Source organism: Bradyrhizobium sp. (assembly GCF_035309285.1).
Classification (GTDB): Bacteria; Pseudomonadota; Alphaproteobacteria; order Rhizobiales; family Xanthobacteraceae; genus Bradyrhizobium.
Genome location: NZ_DATGFH010000003.1, coordinates 57,091 through 78,356, shown reverse-complemented (window position 1 = coordinate 78,356; position 21,266 = coordinate 57,091). Strand labels below are relative to the sequence as shown.

General features: G+C 65.2%; 13 protein-coding genes. 6 read left to right on the top strand and 7 right to left on the bottom strand.

What is annotated here, in order from left to right; translation table 11 throughout:
• The first annotated feature begins 133 nt into the window (after positions 1 to 133).
• Complete coding sequence (locus VKR55_RS00910; protein WP_324398911.1) at positions 134 to 1,363, top strand: MFS transporter; 1,230 nt, start codon at positions 134 to 136, stop codon at positions 1,361 to 1,363.
• Between the two features lie 26 nt (positions 1,364 to 1,389).
• Here VKR55_RS00910 and VKR55_RS00905 read toward each other — a convergent pair whose 3' ends face one another.
• The gene (locus VKR55_RS00905) at positions 1,390 to 3,789 is read right to left on the bottom strand and encodes a bifunctional diguanylate cyclase/phosphodiesterase (protein WP_324398910.1); all 2,400 of its coding nucleotides are present in this window, start codon (positions 3,787 to 3,789) and stop codon (positions 1,390 to 1,392) included.
• Positions 3,790 to 4,385: 596 nt separating this feature from the next.
• Between VKR55_RS00905 and VKR55_RS00900 the strand changes: the two genes are divergently transcribed.
• The gene (locus VKR55_RS00900) at positions 4,386 to 5,546 is read left to right on the top strand and encodes a lysylphosphatidylglycerol synthase transmembrane domain-containing protein (RefSeq protein ID WP_324398909.1); all 1,161 of its coding nucleotides are present in this window, start codon (positions 4,386 to 4,388) and stop codon (positions 5,544 to 5,546) included.
• Positions 5,547 to 5,617: 71 nt separating this feature from the next.
• The gene (locus tag VKR55_RS00895; protein ID WP_324398908.1) at positions 5,618 to 7,636 is read left to right on the top strand and encodes an SGNH/GDSL hydrolase family protein; all 2,019 of its coding nucleotides are present in this window, start codon (positions 5,618 to 5,620) and stop codon (positions 7,634 to 7,636) included.
• A 180-nt stretch (positions 7,637 to 7,816) separates the two neighbouring features.
• On the opposite strand, the gene VKR55_RS00890 is transcribed toward VKR55_RS00895, so the two are convergent.
• Positions 7,817 to 8,059, bottom strand: coding sequence for a hypothetical protein (locus VKR55_RS00890; protein ID WP_324398907.1), 243 nt, complete (start codon positions 8,057 to 8,059; stop codon positions 7,817 to 7,819).
• A gap of 171 nt (positions 8,060 to 8,230) precedes the next feature.
• The gene (pdxR, locus tag VKR55_RS00885) at positions 8,231 to 9,694 is read right to left on the bottom strand and encodes a MocR-like pyridoxine biosynthesis transcription factor PdxR (protein ID WP_324398906.1); all 1,464 of its coding nucleotides are present in this window, start codon (positions 9,692 to 9,694) and stop codon (positions 8,231 to 8,233) included.
• A 112-nt stretch (positions 9,695 to 9,806) separates the two neighbouring features.
• On the opposite strand from pdxR, the gene VKR55_RS00880 reads away from it, so the two are divergent.
• Positions 9,807 to 11,060, top strand: a complete 1,254-nt coding sequence (locus tag VKR55_RS00880; protein ID WP_324398905.1) for a hypothetical protein — start codon at positions 9,807 to 9,809, stop codon at positions 11,058 to 11,060.
• A gap of 1,303 nt (positions 11,061 to 12,363) precedes the next feature.
• Here VKR55_RS00880 and VKR55_RS00875 read toward each other — a convergent pair.
• Positions 12,364 to 12,963, bottom strand: a complete 600-nt coding sequence (locus tag VKR55_RS00875; RefSeq protein WP_324398904.1) for a DUF2147 domain-containing protein — start codon at positions 12,961 to 12,963, stop codon at positions 12,364 to 12,366.
• A 133-nt stretch (positions 12,964 to 13,096) separates the two neighbouring features.
• Entirely contained in the window at positions 13,097 to 14,125 is a 1,029-nt protein-coding gene (locus VKR55_RS00870; protein ID WP_324398903.1) for an NAD(P)/FAD-dependent oxidoreductase, read from the bottom strand.
• 175 nt (positions 14,126 to 14,300) lie between these two features.
• Between VKR55_RS00870 and VKR55_RS00865 the strand changes: the two genes are divergently transcribed.
• Entirely contained in the window at positions 14,301 to 14,774 is a 474-nt protein-coding gene (locus VKR55_RS00865; protein ID WP_324398902.1) for an acyl-CoA thioesterase, read from the top strand.
• Positions 14,775 to 14,776: 2 nt separating this feature from the next.
• Here VKR55_RS00865 and VKR55_RS00860 read toward each other — a convergent pair whose 3' ends face one another.
• Positions 14,777 to 15,097 (bottom strand): 2Fe-2S iron-sulfur cluster-binding protein, encoded by a 321-nt coding sequence (locus tag VKR55_RS00860; protein ID WP_324398901.1) that lies wholly within the window; start codon positions 15,095 to 15,097, stop codon positions 14,777 to 14,779.
• Between the two features lie 128 nt (positions 15,098 to 15,225).
• Positions 15,226 to 15,573 (bottom strand): Hpt domain-containing protein, encoded by a 348-nt coding sequence (locus VKR55_RS00855; RefSeq protein ID WP_324398900.1) that lies wholly within the window; start codon positions 15,571 to 15,573, stop codon positions 15,226 to 15,228.
• Positions 15,574 to 15,998: 425 nt separating this feature from the next.
• Between VKR55_RS00855 and VKR55_RS00850 the strand changes: the two genes are divergently transcribed.
• The gene (locus VKR55_RS00850; protein ID WP_324398899.1) at positions 15,999 to 21,206 is read left to right on the top strand and encodes an apolipoprotein A-IV repeat region-like domain-containing protein; all 5,208 of its coding nucleotides are present in this window, start codon (positions 15,999 to 16,001) and stop codon (positions 21,204 to 21,206) included.
• Positions 21,207 to 21,266: the final 60 nt, after the last annotated feature.

Here is a 21,266-nt window from a genome sequence, read left to right as displayed (position 1 = left end):
ATGTCGTTGCTTGATGGGACAAATCGCTCCGCGCCGGGTTATCTCGGACCACGCCGCACATATTTTTGCGCGTTCGCCGATTGCAGAAACGCGACGCGCACCTAGTTCTTGTGGCCAGTCACGGAGCATCCTGATGACATCTGCTGACACTTCGAGGCTCGACCGGCCGCAACGGCACATCGAATTGAGCCGCACCGCGGCGACGGCAGCGGTTGCCGTTCTGATCGGCGTGCTGTTCGCCGGCAGCACCGCGGTGACGCCGCTTTACATCATGTACAAGCAGGCCTTCGGCTTCTCGCAGATCACGCTCACGCTGATCTATGCGGTCTATGTGGTCGGAAACCTTGGCGGGCTGCTCTTGTTGGGTCGCCTTTCCGACCAGGTCGGCCGCAGGCCGGTGGCGGCCGCGAGCATCGCTCTCGCCATCATCAGCGCGCTCGTTTTTCTGTTCGCGCGCGGTGTCGGCGCCTTGTACCTCGGGCGCATCCTGAGCGGCCTTGCCATCAGCATCGGCGTCGGAACTGGAACTGCGTGGCTTGCAGAGCTGATCGACGACGAGAGCAAATCGCGTGCGACCGTGATCGCGACCAGCGCCAATTTCATCGGCCTTGGTGTCAGCGCGTTGATCGCGGGCCTGCTCGCCGAATATCTGCCCTGGCCGTTGCACCTGACCTATATCGTGTACCTGCTCGCGCTGTTTGCGGCCGCAACCGCAGTTCTCATGGCGCCCGAAACCGTCACCAGGTCGCGGCCTTCGCTGCCTTTGTCGATCCGCCCACGGGTCTCCGTGCCGCCTCAGATCCGCGCCCAGTTCGTGGCGCCCGCGGTCACGGGATTCGGCTCGCTTGCCCTGGTCGGCTTCTACGCGGCGCTCGCGCCGTCCCTTCTCGCCGATCAACTCCATGTGACGAACCATGCCGTTGCCGGCGCGATCTTCCTGGAGATGGCCGTGTTCGTCGCCGGCGCCATCGTCGCGACCCGATCGTTGTCGAGTCGCGCCTCGATGTTGCTTGCGCTCGCGCTGATGCCGCCGAGCGTGGCCCTGATCGTCGCCGCGCAACTGGCGGCATCGATGGCGCTTCTGATCATCGCCACGGCCGTTTGCGCGGTCACGGCAGGGCTCGGCTACCGCGGCAGCCTGCAGGTGACGAACCAGATCGCGCCGCCAAATCAGCGCGCCGAGACCGTTTCGAGCTACCTGATTTGCGGCTTTGCGGGCAACGCACTGCCGGTGATCGGCATCGGCGTGATCTCCACGCTGGCCGGGGCGAACGCCGCAAGCCTGGCCTTCGCCGCCACCATCATCGTCTTCGCTGTGATTGCGCTCTATTTCGGGATGCGACAGCCGCCGAAGGGTGAATGAAGGCGGACGTCCCGGCCAGTGACGGGCTAGGCTACAGCGCTCTCGCGGCGCTCGATCAGCATATCCCGCAGCTCGGCGATCGGACGCGGCTTGCTGATCAGATAGCCCTGCGCCTGCGTGCAGCCCTCGCGGCTCAGCACGTCGAGCTGCTCGGCGGTCTCGACGCCTTCCGCGGTCGTGACCATACCGAGGCTCCGCCCCAGGCCCGTGACGGCCCGAATGATCGCGAGCGAATCGTTGCGCGCCGGAAGCTCGCTCACGAAAGAGCGATCGATCTTGATCTTGTCGAACGGGAAGCTGCGCAGATAGCTCAGCGAGGAATAGCCGGTGCCGAAATCGTCGAGCGAGATCTTGACGCCGAGCTCGCGCAGCTCGAGCAGCATCTCGCGCGTCGTCTCGCTGCTCTGCAGCAGCACGGATTCGGTGATCTCGAGCTCGAGCCGCCCCGCCGGCAGGCCGGACTGCTTGAGCGCCGCTTCCACGCTCCTGACCAGGTTGGGATTGCGGAATTGCACCGGCGAAAGGTTGACCGCGACGCAGGCCTTGGTCCAGCTCACCGCATCCAGGCAGGCCTGTTGCAACACCCAGTCGCCGAGCTTCATGATCAGCCCGGTCTCTTCGGCAAGCGGAATGAATTGGTTCGGCCCGATCAGGCCGCGCTGCGGATGTTTCCAGCGCAGCAGCGCCTCGCACACCACGATCTCGTCGGTTGCGAGGTCGCGTATCGGCTGATAGTGCACCTCGAACTCGCTTCGCTGCAGCGCGAGGCGGAGATCGAACTCGAGCAGGCGGCGGGCCTGGGCGCGCGCGTCCATGCCGGCCTCGAAGAAGCGGTAGGTGGCGCGGCCGTCGGCCTTGGCGCGATAGAGGGCGAGATCGGCATTCTTCAGCAGCTCGTCGGGATTGGAGCCGTCGTCCGGCGAAAGCGAGATGCCGATGCTGACGCCGATCACGAGCTGATGGCCGTCGATATCGTAAGGCGCGGCCACGATCTCGACGATGTGGCTTGCGAGCGCGGAGACCGCCGTCGGATCGCAATCCTTGCAAAACTGCACGATGGCGAACTCGTCGCCGCCGAGCCGCGCCACGGTATCTCCCGCACTGAGACATCCGGAAAGCCGCGAGGCTGCCTCTTTCAGCAACGCGTCGCCGATGGGATGGCCGAGCGTATCGTTGATCTTCTTGAAGTGGTCGAGATCGAGGCAGAGCACAGCGAGCTGATCGCCGGGCCTCGCAAGCTTGACCGCCCGCTCCAGCTCCTCGCGAAACAGCGTGCGGTTCGGCAGGTTGGTGAGCGCGTCATGGCGCGCCATGTGCGAAATCTGCTCCTGCGCGCGCTGCCACTCGGTGATGTCCTCGAAGGTCGAGACCCAGCCCCCGCCGCGCATCGGCTGGTCGACCATGCGGATCGATCGCCCCTGCCAGTCGAAGGTCCGGGTGACGGTCTTGCCCGCGCGTGCTTCGGCGAGCAGCTCGGCGAAGAAATCGTCGGGATCACCGCCAAACCTGCCGTTGGCCTTCATGAGGCGCAGCAGATCGAGCAGCGGCCGGCCCACGAAGTTGACGATGCCCGGCCCCATCAGCGCGACGGTGCGTTCGTTGTACAGGAGGATGCTGCCCTCGGCATCGAACATGCACAGCCCCTGCGACATGTTGTCGAGCGCAGTGTCGAGCAGCACCTTCTGCCGGCGCAGCGCGCCCTTGGCGCGCCGGTCCATCGCGGCCACCGACAGCGAGACGCCGAGAATGGCGAAGGCGCAGCCCGCGAGCAGGAACGACAGCGTGGTTGGCGAGATCTTCAATCCCTCGAACACCAGCGTCGGATCGGGGACCAGCGTCACCGCGCCCATCGCGGTGAAATGATGCGAGACGATGGCGAGCGTCAGCAGTACCGTTGCTCCCGCCGAGCGGCCGAAGCTGTCGCGGCCCGAGGCGACCAGGAGCGCGAATGCGCCAAACAGGCTGCCGAGCACCACCGAGGCGATCACGATATCCCAGGACCAGACGATGCGAGCGGGAAGCTCGAGCGCCATCATGCCGGTGTAGTGCATGGCGGCAACGCCGATGCCGACGATCGCGCCGCCGATGATCGCAAGGAAGCGCTGCTGACCGGAGAGCGCGATGCCAAGCCCGATGCCGTTGATCAGGATCGCAAAGACCAGCGACAGCATGGTCACGCGGATCGAATATCCGGCGCCGGCACTATGATCGTAGGCGAGCACGGCGATGAAATGGGTGGCCCAGATGCCGCAACCGCTGACCACGGCGTCGAGGGCGACCCAGACGGCGCGGGCGCGTCCTTGGCTGGCCCGCGCGCGATCGAACAGGCTGACCGCGACCGCGCTGGCAAGCAGGCAGACGGCACCGGCCAGCACGACCAGCCGCCAGTCATGCTCGGTGGTCAAACAGGTTAATACGCGGTACATGCCGGTTCCCGGGCCCATTGCGGATCGCAATCAAGCCCGGCGACCAATTCCACGAAGTTAACCCTCGTTGTTTCCTTGGGGTGATAGTGAACAAGCCTTGAATGCTAAGCGGCAGGTTCCCTTAAAAAATCCGCGGATTCCTTCACCGCGGCCGTCAGGGCGAGTGCCGCAGCCGCCAGGACGGGGTTTCCTCGCCGGGTTCCCGGCCCTGGTCTTGGCCGGGTTTCCCCAAGCGTTTCGGGGCGTTAAGCCTGCCACGCGACGTTATGTCTCAACTTCGAAGGCGACAGGAATGCGGCTTCCGGTCGTTGCTAACAGATGCCAAGAGGCGAAATGCGGAACGCAATGGACTTCAAGGGAATTTAGGGGCGAGGAGCGCCTCGGCCTGCCTCAAATCCACCGGCTTTGCCGCCGATTCGGCAGGCTAGGGACGCAAGGGTCGGGTTCGTGCGAGCCTTAAGCTGCGGTTGTCAAGGACTGCACAACGCAGTGTTTTTGTCTTATTTGGAACCCGGGAGACGGAGCGATCGGCCCCGCGTTCGATCGATGGTTGAACGGGTTTCTCTTTGGATCGTGTCGCCCTGCCGGGAGGATGAATGCAAGGATTGCTGACCGCGCTCAACCGCGGTTTCAAGAAATGGATCGGCTGGAAACGGCTGGGGTTTGCGGCGAGCCTGCTGATCATCACCCTTGCGATCAGGACCCTCGTCCATACGCTGAGGGGCGTCGACACCGGCGTGATCCTGACTGCGCTGACGGACATTCCGGCAGGCCATATCGCGTGGGCTGCGCTATGCGTGGTCGGTGCGTTTTTTACGCTGACCTTCTATGATTTCTTCGCGCTCCGCACCATCGGCAAGAAGCGGGTGCCCTACCGCATTGCCGCGCTTTCGGCCGTCTGCAGTTATTCGATCGGCCACAATATCGGCGCCACCGTTTTCACCGGCGGCGCGATCCGCTTCCGCATTTATTCCGAGCACGGGCTGAGCGCGATCGACGTCGCCAAGATCTGCTTCCTCTCCGGCCTCACCTTCTGGCTCGGCAATCTCGTCGTGCTTGGCGTCGGCATGACCTACCATCCAGAGGCGGCCTCTTACATGGACCTGCTGCCGCCGGAACTGAACCGCCTGATCGCGCTGGCCTGTCTCGGCGGCATCGTCGCCTATTTCGTCTGGCTGATGACCGGCGAGGAACGGCGCAAGCTTGGGCAGAACGGCTGGAAGGTGGTGCTGCCCTCAGCCAGGCTCACGCTGGTGCAGGTCCTGATCGGCGTGGTCGATCTCACCTTCTGCGCGACCGCGATGTACCTGCTCATGCCGACGCAGCCGCATATCGACTTCTTGTCGCTCGCGGTGGTGTTCATCCTGGCAACACTGCTCGGCTTTGCGAGCCATGCGCCCGGGTCGATCGGCGTGTTCGACGCCGCCATGCTGGTGGCGCTGCCGCAATTTGGCCGCGAGCAGCTGCTGGCGACGCTGCTCGTGTTCCGCGTCCTCTACTTCGTGATTCCCTTCTCGATCGCGATCTCGATCATGGGCGCCCGCGAACTCTGGCTCAACGTGGTGGTGCCCTGGAAGGCACGCCGCAGCAAGCTGAACGGCAACGGAAACGGTAACAGCGATAGCCAGTGCGCACCGTCCGACGCCGCGACCTCTCCGGCGCCGGCGCCCGCGCCAACCCCACTGCCCAAGAACAAGCCGCTCGCCACCACCGCCACGATGAGACAGCCCCTCAAGCGCCGGCAGTCACAGGGGTGAAATCACGTTAAGTTGGTCCGGGGGCTACTCCTCTTATTTCTGCCCCAACTGTAACGTCAAACGCGCGGGCCATGACGCGATTTTGCCTTCGTTTGTTCCTCACAGGCGCCCTGCTCGCGGGTGCGCTGTGGGCTTCCCCCTTCCAAAAGGCGGCAGCGCAGGACGCCTCCAATGCCGCGCCGATGCAGATCACCTGGGAGGTCCGGAACCGCTTCCGCCTGTTCCGCGAGGAGCGCGATTTCCAGCTCCATGTTGAAAGCCTGAAAGGCCGCAGCATCCTTGCCTCCGAGGACGCGCTCGAGCTGCAGAGCGACGGCCGCGGCTGGGCACGCAACATGGTCAACCGCCTCTGCATCGATTTGCAGGGCCGTGTCGCCAATCCATGCGTGCGCGACAACGTCAAGGAGAATTACCTTACCCCGATCGATCATCCGATCACCGTCCGCCTCAGCGGCGAGGTTCCGGTCGGCGCCACCTGCGCCTGGTCGTTCGACGACGGCGACGGGCCGCAGAAATCGACCTTCGACTGCGCCGAGCCGGTCAATTTGCGCGTCCGCTATGGCCGCCAGACGGTTGCGGCCGTCGAGGTTGCCTCGGGCTCCGAGCCCACGCAGAAGATTTCGACCGAAATACAGGTGCGCGATCTCCTGATCGCCGGTCTCGGCGACAGCATCGCCTCCGGTGAGGGCAATCCTGACCGCGCGGTCGCACTGTCGGACGAGGGTTTCTGCTTCCGCAGTTATCTGGCCTCGGCGGCAGCGCAATACTACCGGCCGAGCCGCGCCGGCTACAAGGGCGGGCGGGCCTGCGAGGCACCGGACGCCCTGGCGAACTGGCAGCGCTATGGCGCGCTGTGGTTCAACGCCGCCTGCCATCGCTCGCTCTACAGCTACCAGACCCGCGCCGCGCTCGCCCTCGCCGTACAATATCCGCACATCGCGGTGACCTATCTGCCGCTTGCCTGCACCGGCGCCACCATTGCCGACGGCCTGTTCGGCAGCCAGCGCGCCCGCGAATGTCCGCCGAGCAAGTCGAGCGCGTCGTGCCAGGCCGGGGTCAACGGGCAGCTCGCCGAATTGCGCGCGGCGCTCACGGCGGCCAAACGGCGCCAGCCCGACCGCACGCTCGACCTGGTGCTGCTGTCGATCGGCGCCAACGACGTCTACTTCTCCGGTCTCGTCGCCAACGTGATCGTCGACACGCCGACCGAGCGCGCGCTGTTCCGCCGCACCGGCGTGATGGCTTCGGTCGACGATGCTCGCACCGCGCTGGCGCGCGATTTGCCGCGAGGCTTTGCAAAGCTGCGCGAGGCGCTGAAACCGCTGGTCGGCGACCTCTCGCATGTCGTCTATACCTCGTACGCCAATCCGGCGCTGTCGAACGGCGGCACGCCGTGCCCGGGCGGCCGCGCCGGCTTCGACATCCATCCCTCCTTCAATGCCGATCCGCAGCGGCTCGCGGACGTCTCGGCCTTCGTGCAAAATGAATTCCTGCCGCAGCTCAAGGCGCTCGCGACGTGCACGTCGGGCACGTTGTGCAGCGATCCCGCCGCCGACCGCTTCACCTTCGTCGAGGCGCATCAGGCCGCCTTCGATGACCACGGTTTTTGCGCGCGCGCCGAAAGCGATCCGCAATTCGACCGCGACTGCTTCTCACCCAAGGGCGAGAGCTTCGATCCCGACATCGTCAACTCCGCGAACCAGCCGCTGCTCTGCGGCCGCAGCGCCGGCGAATACCGCGCCTATCTCCCGCGTGCGCGCTGGATCCGCGACGCCAATGACAGCTACTTTGCCGCGATGACCTATCCGCAGGGGTTGCCGACCTCGATGCAGCCGACCGACATCCATGACGCGACCTGGGGCATCCTGTCGGCGGTCTATGGCGGGGCGGTGCATCCGACCGCCGAAGGCCACGCCGCGATGGCCGACGCCGTGCTGCCCGCCGCGGCCAATGTGCTGCGGCTCGACGCCGTCGAGCCCGACGTTCAGAGCGGGCCGATCGCACCGGCCGAAGACGCGCGGCAGCCGGCGGGCACGGCGCAGCAGCCGGCTGGAACGCCGCAGCAGCCGGCGGGAACACCGCAGCAGTAAGTGCGTAGGATGGGTTGAGCCAACGGGTCGCGCGAACGCGCGCCCGATGACAGGCTCCGCGAAACCCATCGCTTGGCTCAACCCATCCTACGAACTACGAACCAACATAGGTGGGCGGAGAACGGCCGGGCCTTTCGACCCGGCCGTTCTCGCCCGTTACCAGTCGCCAGTTCTGGTGAACTAGTCGTCCCAATCATGGTGACGGATCACCACGCCGCGGTCGCCGTAATAGTCGCGGTGATACCAGCCGCGGTGCCAGCCTCGGTCGTGTTCATAGAACCCGAAGCGCGGACCACAGTAGTGGTAAGCGCAGTAACCGGGGCCGCCGCCGATGCGGAAGCCGAATTCCGCCGCGTTGGCGATCGTAGGCGCCGTAACGGCCACCGCAGTCACGGCAGCGAGTACGTAAGAGAGCTTCCTCATGCGCTCCTCCTGTCGCTGGTTGCGCAGCAGGGAAAACGAATGCGACGGCTGCCGGTTTCGCGAACGACACAGGAACTTTCTTGAATGGATGTTCACCATCATTGCATCGTGTGGGTTCAATCGGAACATTGAGGATCGCGACCACTGCGCCACGATAGGACAAACCTGTGCCTAGTCCCGGCCGCGACTGGCGACGAGACGCGCCAGTCGTGCGGCCGCCGGAACGATGAGCTGCCGCGGAAACCCCGAAAAGCCCAGCATCAGCCCCGCGCGCGGGCGCGCCGAGCGATAGAAGCGGCTGATGGCGCGCACGATGATGCCGGCGCGGCGCGCGGCCTCCTCGATTTCGACGTCGGACGTGCCGTCACGCAGATAGGCGACGAGATGCATGCCCTGATCGGGCAGCGCCACGTCAAGGCTGCCGGCGGCGCGACGCGTCAACGTCTCGGCCAGCGCATCGCGCTGCTCGCGATAGAGCTGACGCATGCGGCGAACATGCGCGGCAAAGTGGCCCTGCTGCATGAACTGGGAGACGACCTCCTGCTGCAGCGTCGCGGGCTGGCGATCGATCAGATAGCGCGCCCCGACGAAAGCCTGCAGCAACGCCCGCGGCACCGCGGCATAGCCGATGCGCAGGCCGGGAAACAGCGCCTTGTTGAGCGTGCCGACATAGATCACTTGCTCGGACCGATCGAGCCCCTGGAGCGATGCCAGTGGCGGGCCCGAATAGCGGAATTCGCTGGTGTAGTCGTCCTCGACAATGAACGCGCCGCTTTGCCGCGCCCAGGCGAGCAGCTCCAGCCGTCGCGCCATGGACATCGCGACGCCGCACGGAAATTGATGCGACGGCGTGACGAAGACCGCTCGCGCGCGCGGCGCCTTGCGGCGGCCGGTATCGACGATCAGGCCCTGGTCGTCCACGGGGATCGCGTGCGGCCGCACCTTGGCGAGCAGGAGCTGTGCATGGGTCAGGGGATAGCCGGGATCCTCGACCCAGACCTCGTCGCCCGGCGCAAGCAGCACGCGGATCGCGATGTCGATCGCCTGCTGGGTGCCCGCAGTGATGACGATCTGCTCCGCCTCGCACTGAACCGCACGGGCCGCCCGCAGGTAGTCGCAGATATTGGCGCGCAGCGCGGTGAGGCCCGCCGGATCGGCGTAGCCGAGATCGTTCGATCCGAATTGGCGCACGGCGCGATGCGTGAGGGTGCGCCAGGTGTCCGCGGTGCGCGCGTCGATCAGCGTACGCCCGGTGTTGAACGGACGCGCGTCGCCCTGCACCGCCGAGCGCTCGAAATCGGGAAAGGCCCTGGCCATCGTCGGCACCGTGCGCTTGATCGCGCGCGGAGCGCGCCGGCGTGTCGCGAGGCCCGCGACATCGTTGGAGATGAAGGTGCCCGACCCATGGCGGCTCTCGACATAGCCTTCGGCCAGCAACTGCTCATAGGCCGAAACCACCGACGCCCGCGCCACGCCGAGCTGCCTTGCCATGGCGCGCGACGACGGCATGCGCGCGCCCGCACAAAGCGCGCCCGAGGCCACGGCGGAGCAGACCTGCATGTAGATCTGCCGCGACAGCGGCGTGCGGCTCGCGCGGTCGAGTTGCCAGGAGTAGAGATCAGCCCATCCTTGCAATGACGACGCTCCCGAAAGTGGTCTGCCCCAATGAGCAAAATTGGACCATCCAGCCGATCCAGTAAAGGTTAGCCTCGGGCCTCGCCGTTCCGTTTGCAAGGATTTTGAAATAATGACCGCGTCCGAGCCGCTCGACCTAGCCTGGCGCTACTCCTTGTTCGAGGCGATCTATGGCCGGCGCTCCCGGCGTTTCGGTCTCGGCTTCGAGATGCCTACCGGGCCGTTTCGCTACAAGTCCACGCACGCGCCGTTGCCGCTGACCGAGCTCGAGGAGGCGCTGTTGGTCGGCGCGGGCGCCGGATTCACCGGGCTCGCGCTCTGGGACCTGCCGACGCCGGCGCCTTATTCCCGTCGCAGCGGCCGCGCCTTCCCGACGACGCACCCCGGCGGCCAGACCGCGCTGTTCTTCACCAACGACGAAGGGTTTTATGTCCTCGACGACGACGTCGCCGCGAGCAAGCCGCGCGAGATCGAATCCACGGAGGAGCGCGGCAAGCTGCTCGAGATCTACCGCGCGCAACGCCGAACGCTGAAGCCCGGCCGGCTCGATATTCCCCGCCGCGCGCCGACGATGAGCGGTCACGACCACTGGGATTCGAACCGGCCCGGCTCCACGCTGTTCATGCCGGTCTGCGACGTCAGCGCATCGCTGATCTCGTTGATCGCACAGTTCGTCGATCCTGCGCTGCGCCGCTATGCGGCCGGAGGCCGCGGCATGAATATCGTCGACGACCGCCACGGCTTTCGCCCGGCCGGCACGGAACGCTGGCTCAAGGATGGATTGATTGACGCCGAGCAGGTCTTGCCGCTGTCGATCGTCGAGCGACAGGCCTGCTACTACGTCTTCAGCGAGCCGGCTGCGATCTGCCAGAACATGTTTCTCGCGACCGAGGCGATCGGGCTCGGCGGCTGGAAGCATTGCGGATTCCTGTCGCTCGGGATTCTCGAGCGCATGGGATTTCGCATCGTGCCTGCCGCGAGCGGCGGGTTGTTCGGCAATCCGATCGGGCTCGACGGCGTATTCGAGGCAAGCTGTCCACCCTATCATGCGAGCATGGATGCGGCGGTCGATGCGGCATTTTCGCGGAGGGCCAGCGCGGAGACGGCGGTCGTGCCGCATCGCATGTCGGAGGCCGACCATCGCGCCGGAACGGTCCGTCTCAGCGCCGAAGGACTTGCCTGCACCAAGGCGGTCTGCAACTACATCTACGAGACCTACGGCCGCTTTCCAGCCACGACCGACGCCATGCATCTGATGTGGGTGATGCAGGCGCACCACATCGACACCGACTACTACGACCGCTTTTTCGGCGCGAACGCGTACGGATCGACGCACGCGGCGCATATGGCAAATTGGCATCGGTAAGGGATCGGTTGTCGCACGTCGTGCACTACGCATGGTGAGAACGGGCACGCTGCCGTAAGGCGGCCAAAGCCGCGGAGCGCCGTGCCCACAATCACGCCCCGATCCTCACCACGCATCACGATCTTCAGCTCTTCATCGAACAAAGTGTGATCGCCGACACATCACCAAGGCGCGGAGCCTCGTTAACTATCATGCAGAGGCGGACGATCCTTGTCCGCCGCTCATGATCAGAGAGGAGACCCCTAAATGACGACGACATACGGAATCCTTGGTTCCGCATTACTGCTCTCGGTGGCACTGGCGGCCGGCTCTACAACCGCGGCTTTGGCGGGAGGCACTCGCGTCCCGGTCGTGCATCCTCCGATCTCGCGTAATCACCTGCCGGTGTACCCGCCGCAGCCGCGCCAGCCGCCGGGTGGCGTTATCGGCGGAGGTGGTGCAAGCTCATCTTTATGCTACGAAGACGAGATTGGACACAACGGGTGTCACACACCGTATTAAAGCCACCGCACTGACAGTCCAGGCTCAAGAGCCCTGGCGCGATAACTGATCCACGCCGGGGCTTCTCTTTCGATGCGATGCGACCTCTCCCACGAGGGAGACGTGAAGAAGGCACTGCCCGTCAGGCAAAGCACTTCGCTTTATCAGAAGACGCTTTGCCTTAAGTCAAGCCCTCTCGCGAAAAATATTCCGCTTCCGTTTTTCGGAAGACCGTGATTAGTTTTGCGCATCCCGCTCCGGCAAGAGGGGCGTTTCGGCCGATCGTCACGAACGTAGGCAGCGGGATGCGATGGACGTGTTGCAGCCGGTCAGACGAGCGGGGTGCGATGCGGACGGCGAAATCGCGTGGTCCTGGCGCCCCGACGCTGGCGTCAAGCTTCGCTTCTGATGATGGCGAGGCGACGGAGGCTAACAAGCCCGGCACTCCGGGGAGATCGCGTATAAGCCGTAAAACCATTGCGCGGGGAATGCCGGTTGTTCCGGCTGCCCTGTTGTTGCCTGCGTGCTCAAAGTGCACTTTTCTTTGCACGCAAGGCTCGCGGGTGCGGCCTGCACCCGGCATTCCCTGCGCCCTCTCTTTCTTTCGAGGGCCACGAACGATGCATCACTCGGGCGGATTTCCGTCGCGGGAATGGTCAGTCACATCCCCTCCACTGTCGTGCCCCGCGCATGCGGGGCATCCAGTACGCCGAGACGGTCATGAGAATCGAGATAGCGGTGATTGCTGGATAGCACGGTCAAGCCGGGCGATGACATCCGAATGGACGGCTGCTTGAAATTCTAATCCGAAAATCGCCACGCTTCAATGCCGGGGCGCGGCCTTCTTGCCGACGGTCGGCTTCATCCCGGCGGTTGGCTTCATCGCCGCTGCCTGCGCCGGCAGATATTTCTGTACGATCGAGGGATCGAGCTCGGCCACCGCGCTGTCGGGCAGGCGCACCCAGATCTCGTCCTTGCCGAACAGCGAGATGCCGAGATAGCCGCGCATGGTGAGCTGCTGACCGTCCGGGCTCAGCGTCATCTTGGCGTTGTAGATATTGCCGTCGCGCGGATCGAGCACGTTGCCGTCCTCGTAGCTCAAACCGTTGCGCTTCATGTCGCGGATGAAGGGAATGCCGAGCCACGGCATATCCTTGCGATCGTCAGTGCATCTGGAGCAGACCGGATTGGGCGGATCGCCTGGTTTCAGAAACATCTTGGCGATGACGCCTTCGTAGGTGCCGTTGTTGTCTTCGATCACCAGGAACCAGCCGACCGACTTGCCGTTCTCGATCTTCTGCCACAGGCCCACGGCCGAGGTCGGATCGAACGCGCGCGCAGCCGTCGTGCCGGTGAGCGAGACCGCCAGCGCGGCAGCGGCTGCGAGCAGCCGAAGTTGGAAGAGCGATTTCCGCATCGTCATCACCTGACCAATCAACAAATTGAATGGCCGGAGACTACGGCCATTTCGAGGTTGGTGCCAGTGCCCCGGGGCGCGAGATTGCCAGGTCGCAATGCACCTTCGCGAGAGGCAGCAGGTCATAATTCCGTTGGAATCAGCTGACGCCGAGCTTCTTCTGCAGGCTCGACGACGAGGTGGTGTACTGGAACACCAGCCGCTTGTCCGGATAGACGTAGCGGTGTGCTTTCTGCGCCATCAGCGCGCCTTCGTGGAAACCGCACAGGATCAGCTTCAGCTTGCCAGGATACGTATTGATGTCGCCGATGGCGAAGATGCCGGGCACGCTGGTCTCGAACGCGCTGGTCTCGACCGGAACGAGATTGTGCTCGAGCTCGATGCCCCAGTTCGCGACGGGTCCGAGTTTCATGGTGAGCCCGAAGAACGGCAGCATGGTGTCGCAGGAGACCTTGGTGACGCTGTTATCGTTGCCCTTGACGGTGGCGCCCTTGAGCTTGCCGCCCTCGCCTTCAAGCGCGGTGACCTGGCCGAGCTTCAGATCCATCTTGCCGGAGGATACCAGCTCGCGCATCTGCTCGACGCTGTGCGGCGCGGCGCGGAACTCGTCGCGCCGGTGCAGCAGCGTCACCCGCTTGGCGATCGGATGCAGATTGAGCGTCCAGTCGAGCGCGCTATCGCCGCCGCCGACGATCAACAGTTCCTTGTCGCGGAACTGCTCCATCTTGCGCACGGAGTAGAACACGCTACTGCCCTCATAGGCCTCGATGCCCGGCACCGGTGGACGCTTGGGCTGGAACGAGCCGCCGCCCGCGGAGATCACCACGACCTTGCATTCGAATACCTTGCCGGCGTCGGTGGTGACGCGGAAGGCGGGATCACCGATCTTCTCGATCGTGTCCACCATCTCGCCCAGATGAAAGGTCGGCGCGAACGGCTTGATCTGTTCCATCAGCGCATCGGTCAGCCCCTGGCCGGTGACGAAGGGAATGCCGGGAATGTCGTAGATGGGTTTTTCCGGATAGAGCTCGGCGCATTGGCCGCCGACCTTATCGAGGATGTCGACCAGATGCGCCTTCATGTCGAGGAGGCCGAGCTCGAAAACGGCGAACAGTCCGCATGGGCCCGCGCCAATAATCAGCACATCGGTTTTGATCGCTTCGCTCATATCGCTTCTTTTCGGTTGGACCGCCCGGTGGGAAAAAGATAGGGGCGACCGCCTGTCTAGCCAACCATGCGAGATCAGGAAAGCCCATAAATGAAGGGGCTGGCCCGCCGCACACCCCCTTGCCGCAGACGGCAAGGCGGCTAGTAACGGGGACGAGAATTGCGGAGATTGCGTCGTGAATGCACCGATACGTCAGAATGCCGAGCCGCGGCTGGAAGATTTTCCCTATCGGATCGCGGACAACGTCCGCTACGCCGATCTCGATCCGAACCAGCACGTCAACAACGCGGTCTATGCAAGCTATTTCGAGACCGGACGCGTCACGCTGATGAAGGACCGCTCCCGCGGCCTGATGCCGGAAGGGTTGTCGTGGATGATGGTGCGGCTCGACATGCATTTCCGCGAGCAACTGCGCTGGCCCGGCACAATCGAGATGGGGCTCGGCCTCGTCAAGTTCGGCCGCACGTCAGTGACGTTCGACCAGGTGGTGTTCTCGGAAGGAAAATGCGTGGCGTCGGCGCAGTCGGTCAGCGTCCTGATCGATGCGGTGACCCACAAGCCGATGCCGCTCACCGCAGGAATCGTCGCGGCCTTCCAGCCGTGGCTGCGCCGCGGCGTCGAGATCGTTCAGCCGAAATTTCGGGCGTGATCCTACGCCTGGCGCTCGGGTGTCGCGACGGTGAGCCCATCGAGTTCATCGCTCACCTTGATCTGGCACGACAGCCGCGAATTGGGCCGCACGTCGAAGCCGAAATCGAGCATGTCCTCTTCCATCGGCGAGGGCGGGCCGACCTTCTCGCGCCAGGCTTCGTCGACATAGACGTGGCAGGTCGCGCACGCGCAGGCGCCGCCGCATTCGGCCTCGATGCCGGGAATGGCGTTGCGAATTGCCGCTTCCATGACGGTGGCGCCGTTCTCGACGTCGACCGTGCGGGTTTCGCCGTGATGATCGACAAAGTTGATCTTGGCCATGTGTTCTCGTGTTGCCCGATGAAAAGGTTCGGGCTGTCCTATAACGGGTCGATTTGCCGAGCGCTAGGGACCGAGGCCGCAGACCGGGCCGGTTTGGCGGCCTTTTGGGCAGATCGGCCCGCAGGGAATCAGAGCCGCCCGAGCCGAGCCTCGATCACGCCGCGCGCCTCCGCGACCGCCGCGCAGAGCGCAGCGAGCGGCCGGGAGGGATCGCTGCCACGGCGAGCCGCTTCCTCGAGCGCGGCCGCAAGGTCGGCGACGCGAAATGCGCCGATCGCCCGCGCCGAGCCTTTCAGCGTATGCGACAACGCGGCGACCTCGGCCGACTTGTCCGCAAGCGCATCGATGAGGCCGCTTGTCTGCGTCAGAAACAGCGCGAGCACCTCGCGCTCAAGCGCTTTCTCGCCGCCGGTCATGCGCGCAAGATGGTCAAGGTCGAGCGGCGCGGCATCGGGCGCGAGCGCTGTGGATGGCATCGGAGATATCCGCGGCATGTGTACTTTGAGGATTAAGCCGAACGCGCCTGCCTTTTCCCTTGCCGAAACCAGCGCTTCCTGCTGGCAATGGAGAACATGGTTAACAGAACGTTTGGCGTACCGGCCCATACTTTGCCGCGTTTTTGACGACAAGTCGCCGCAATCTGCAAAAGCAACTGGGAATTTCGTGGACTTTTAATGCCTTATCGGCTTGTGCTGTTAACGATGATTAAGATTGTATTAAGGTCCGCCATTTCATTCACGCCACACAGCCAATAGGATGTTTGGCGGATTTGCGGACACGCGCGCCCCGCTGGGTCGCGCTGGGACGCCGCATACGGCTTTGATGCCGGTCTCGAGCTTGCGGGGGGCGCTCACGCAAGGCTCGCCGGGGGCATGCGTTTAGTAAGAGGGCTCGGACTCACATGGCAAACAATCCCAAGAAGGTCAAAGACCCTACTGAGGTTGCGCTTTCTGCCATTCAGGAAGCTTTGAACATCAGCGATACTGCCGCCGACACCAGCCGCAGCGCTCCGCGCAGCGAGCCGGCGCCGCCGATCCCGCCTGTGACGCCAGATTTCAACGAGCCGGTTTTCGAGACGCGCCCGAGCGCGGAGATGCCGGTGTTCGAGCCGATTGAAGAGTCCCGCGCGCCGACCGCGCGCCGTGCGGCCAACGACGATCGCGAGACCATCGGACAACTCCTGCAGGCGATCCAGAAGGGCCGCCCGGCGCGCAACGTCTATACGCTCGCTACTCTCTTCGCCGGCGTCTGGCTGATCGGCTGCGGTCTGCTCACCGTGAGCTTCCTGCCCTCGCTGCAGGCCTCGATCGGCCAGGGCGCGGGCGGCGTGCTGGTGATGACTGGCCTTGTGGCGCTGTTCTTCGCGCCGGTGCTTTTGTTCTATTTCCTCGCGAGTCTCTCCTGGCGCGGCCAGGAATTGCGCATGATCGCGCAGTCGATGGCGCAGGTCGCGATCCGTTTCTCGGATCCGGAAACCTCGGCGAGCGACTCGATGGTCACGGTGGGCCAGGCCATTCGCCGCGAGGTCGCGGCGATGGGCGACGGCATCGAGCGCGCGATCGCGCGCGCGGGCGAGCTGGAAACGCTGGTCGCCAACGAAGTGGCGGCGCTGGAGCGCGCCTATACCGACAACGAAGTGCGCATCCGCGCGATGCTGCAGGACATCGCCCACCAGCGCGACAACCTGGTCGGCCAGGCCGAGCAGGTGCGTAGCGCCATTTCCGGCGTGCAGATCGACCTGCGCCACGACATCGCGCTGATCTCGGATGCCATCGCCTCCCGCGTCGACGAGGTGGCGAAAAGCATCACCAGTGCGCTGGAAGAGCGCGGCGCCCACATCACCTCCGCGCTCTCCAATGCCGGCGACAACATGATCCTCGCGCTCGGCGAGCGCGGCGGCGACCTGCTCGACCGCCTCGAGGAAGCGAGCGCCGAGACCACGCGCGCCGTGCTCGATGCTTCCGAGCGCCTCACCACCAGCCTCAACTTCAAAACCGGCCACGTGCACGACGAGTTCGTCGATCTCGCCGACCGGGTCCACGACATGTTGAACGAGCGCATCGACCGCATCACCTCTGATTTCGAGCAACGCTCCTCCGGCATCGTCGACGGCATCTCCGACCGCACCGAGCAGGTTCACGACTCGCTGAAGAACTCCTCGGATTCGCTCTTGCTCGAGCTCGAGCTGCGCAGCAATGACCTCGTCGGCAAGATCGACGACGCCGGCAACCGGCTTGCGACCTCGATCCTCACTTCCGGCGACAAGGCAAGCGACGCGCTCGATGCCACCGTCAACGCGCTGGTAGCCAAGGTCGTCGGCCAGACCGAGACCACGCATGACACGCTCTCGCTGCAGATGAGCGCGTTCGATGAGCTCGTGAAGAACCAAGGTGCGGAGCTCGCCGAGAAGTTCGCGCGCGACTCCGGCACGCTTGGTGCGCTGATCACCCGCCACATCTCCGAGTTCGACCGCACGGTGAAGACCTTCGGGGGCGAGATCGTCGATCGCATGGGTCAACGCACGCAGGACATCAACGACACCCTGAAGAACTATGTCGACAATTTCGACAGCAAAGTCACCTCGAACGGCGGGGAGATCACCGCCGCCATGGACCAGCGGCTGGCGCAGTTCGAAACCACGCTGCAGGGCCGCGTCGAGCACCTCGACACCTCGCTCGACACCAAGATCCAGTCGTTCGACGAGACCATCGACAACCGTCTGAAGGCGCTGGAGGTCACCTTTGCGACCCGCTCCAGTTCGGTGACCGAGATCGTCGACAACAAGCTGAAGCTTCTGGAGACGAGCTTCGACACACGTTCGAGGTCCGTGACCGAGACCATCGACAGCCGGATCGCCACGCTGACGAGCTCGCTGACGGGCGGCACCGCACAAGTGATCCAGTCGCTCGATACCCGCCTCACCCAGCTCACCACCTCGCTGACCGACGGCACGGCGCAGGCGATCGCGGCAGTCGACACCCGCATCGCCAACGTCTCCGACACCATCAACGGCCGCAGCACCGAGCTCGCCAGCACCATCGCAGCGCGGTTCCAGGAGATCCACTCCGGCATCGAGAGCAAGGTCGGCGCGGTCGCAACCGACATCGATACACGCATCGCGCAGTTCGAGGACTTGCTCGGCTCGCGCGTCGAAGCCGTGGCGGGCCGCATCGAGAGCAGCGGTCGGCAGGCGAGCGACGCCCTGATGGCGCGCGCCGAGCTGCTGTCGGCCGGCATCAAATCGCATGTCGAGGATGCCGAGCGCTCGCTGACCAACCTCGTGGTCAACACCAGCGAGACCATCCAGACAGGCGCCCGCACGGCGCAGCAGTCGCTGCTGACGGTCTCCTCCGACGTCGGCGCCCAGCTCAAGCTCACCTCCTCCGAGGTCGAGCGCGCCTTGAGCGCGGTCGGCACCGGCGCCGCCAACTCGATCCTCAACAGCGCGCGCGACGCGCAGTCGACCCTGGTGACGGCCTCGACCGAAGCCGCAAACCAGGTCAAGTCGCTGTCGGCCGATGTCGAACGGGCGCTGCAGGCCGCGGGCTCCGCGACGGCCGCTTCGATTCTTTCCGGCGCGCGCGAAGTGCAGAACACGCTGGTGACGGCTTCCTCCGACGCCGCCAGCCACGTCAAGACGCTTGCGACCGACGTGCAGCGCTCGCTCTCGATCGCGGGTACCGCGACCGCGGAATCGATCACGGCCGGCGCCCGCGAGGCCCAGAGCACGCTGGTGACCGCGTCCTCGGATGCCGCCAACCACGTCAAGGCGCTCGCCGCCGACGTGCAGCGCTCGCTGTCGATTGTCGGCACCTCGACGGCCGAAACCATCGCGGCCGGCGCGCGCGATGCCCAGAACACGCTGGTGACCGCCTCCTCCGAGGCCGCCAACCACGTCAAGACGCTCGCCGCCGACGTCGAACGCACGCTGTCGGCTGTCGGTGCGGACACCGCCGCCTCGATCCTCAACAGCGCGCGCGAGGCGCAGAGCTCGCTGACGGCGACCTCGGCCGACGCCGCAACCCAGATCCGGGCGATCTCGTCGGATATCGAGCGCGCCCTCTCGACGGTCACCGCCAATACCACCGACAACATCCAGACCTCCGCGCTCAACGCGCAGAATGCGCTGGTCAATGCGTCCAACGACGTCTCCTCGAAGGTCAAGTCGACCGCCTCCGAGATCGAGCGCGCGGTCTTGTCCGCCAGCAACGCGTTCGGCTCGGCCATGACCGGCAAGACCGACGAGATCGTCTCCTACGTGCAGCAGCAGACCGACCGCCTGTCGCAGGCGATCGACGGCAAGCGCGGCCTGTTGGTGGAAGCGATCGGCGCCAAGACGGGCCAGCTTACGGTCGAGATCGACCGCGTCACCTCGGATGCGCTGAAGTCGATCGAGACCCGCGGCCAGGCCTTCTCACAGTCGATGATGGGCAACGGCAACGACGTCGCGCGGACCATCACCTCCGCGGGCGAGCTCGCCACCGGCGCGCTCAACCGCTCGCTCAGGGACATGGAGCAGGCCTCGAAGGCGGCGATCGAGCAGTCGCGCCAGGTTTCGGTGGCGGCCGTCACCGAAATGCAGGAGACCTCGAAGATCCTGCGCACCGACACGGTCGCGCTGTTCGAGCGGCTGCGCGAAGGCAACATCCTGCTGCAGGAAGTGCTGACCGGCGCCCACGACAACCTCAACTCGCTCGAGCGCGCGCTCGTGACCCGCGTCGCCGACTTCGTCTCGGCCATGAACGACGTCACCTCGCGCAACGGCGCGGCGACGCAGACGCTTCAGGACCAGCTTGGCATCTTCAACGACAAGACGGCGAAGGCGCTGGAGGATCTGGGTTCGCTGTCCGCCCAGTTCGACAGCCATGGCCGCACGCTCGTCGAGGCCGCCGCGGTGGTCGAGCAGGCCAACCGCTCCACCACCACCTCGGTCGCCGAGCGCAAGGCTACGCTTGAATCGCTGGTCACGACCATCGATTTGCGCACCGCCGATCTCGATCAGCGGCTGTCACGCTTCACGAGCCTGCTCGATGAATCGCTGGCGGCTGCCGAAGAGCGCGCCCGCGACATCGCGCGCGTGGTGGCGGAAACGGCCGGCGCCGGCTCGGCTGCGATCAGTCGCCAGTTCGAGGCGGTCCGCGCCGCCTCCGAGGAAGAGCATCGGCAGACCGTCGAGACGATGCACGACATCTACCGGCAGACCACGGAAGAAGCGGACTCGATGTTCAAGCAGTCGGCCGAGCGGTTCGCCAATCTGGTGGGTAGCATGAAACAGATGGCCGCCCAGATGCATCATGAGCTCGAAGCCACCCGCAACGAGCTCCGCCGCGGCGTCCTCGAAATGCCGCAGGAGGCGGCCGAGAGCACGGCGCAGATGCGCAAGGTGATCGTCGACCAGATCGAGGCGCTCGCCGAGCTCAACCGCATCGTCGCCCATCACGGCCGCGGAATGGACGTGGTGAGCCAGGCGCGTCCGAGCGTGCAGCGCCAGGAGGAGCCCGCGGTGGTGGCCGTTGGCGGCCGGGGTGACACCCGCGTGCGCGACATGCGCGACACCGGCAGCGTACGCGACGCCGGCGGCGGGAGTGCATCCAGCCTGCCCCCGCCCGACCTCGGCGTGCCCTCGCGCCGCACCGAGGCTCCGCCGGTCAGCCCGGCCGATCAGGGCCGCGACGGCTGGCTGTCCGACTTGTTGAACCGGGCCGACACCGGAGGGAGCCGGGATGCGCCTCCGGCGCCCTCGCGCGGCCGCGCGCCGCAGCCGGCCTCCGGCAACCCGCTGGAGTCGCTGTCGCTCGACATCGGCCGGCTGATGGACCGCAATCTCGCCGCCGAGATGTGGGACCGCTACCAGCGCGGCGAGAGCAAGGCGTTCAGCAAGCGCCTCTATACGCCGGCGGGGCAGAAGGCCTTCGACGAGGTCGCCCGCAAGTACCGCGCCGACCGCGGCTTCAAGCAGACGGTGGACCGCTACATCACCGAGTTCGAGCGGCTGCTCGACGAGGTCGCGCGCGAGGATCGCGGACCGCAGGCGCTGCGCAGCCACCTCACCTCGGAAACCGGCCTCGTCTACACCCTGCTCGCACACGCGGCCGGACGGCTGGGGTGAGAAGAGCAAATAGCGCGTAGCGAATCAAAAACGGAGGCCTCGCGGCCTCCGTTCTTGTTC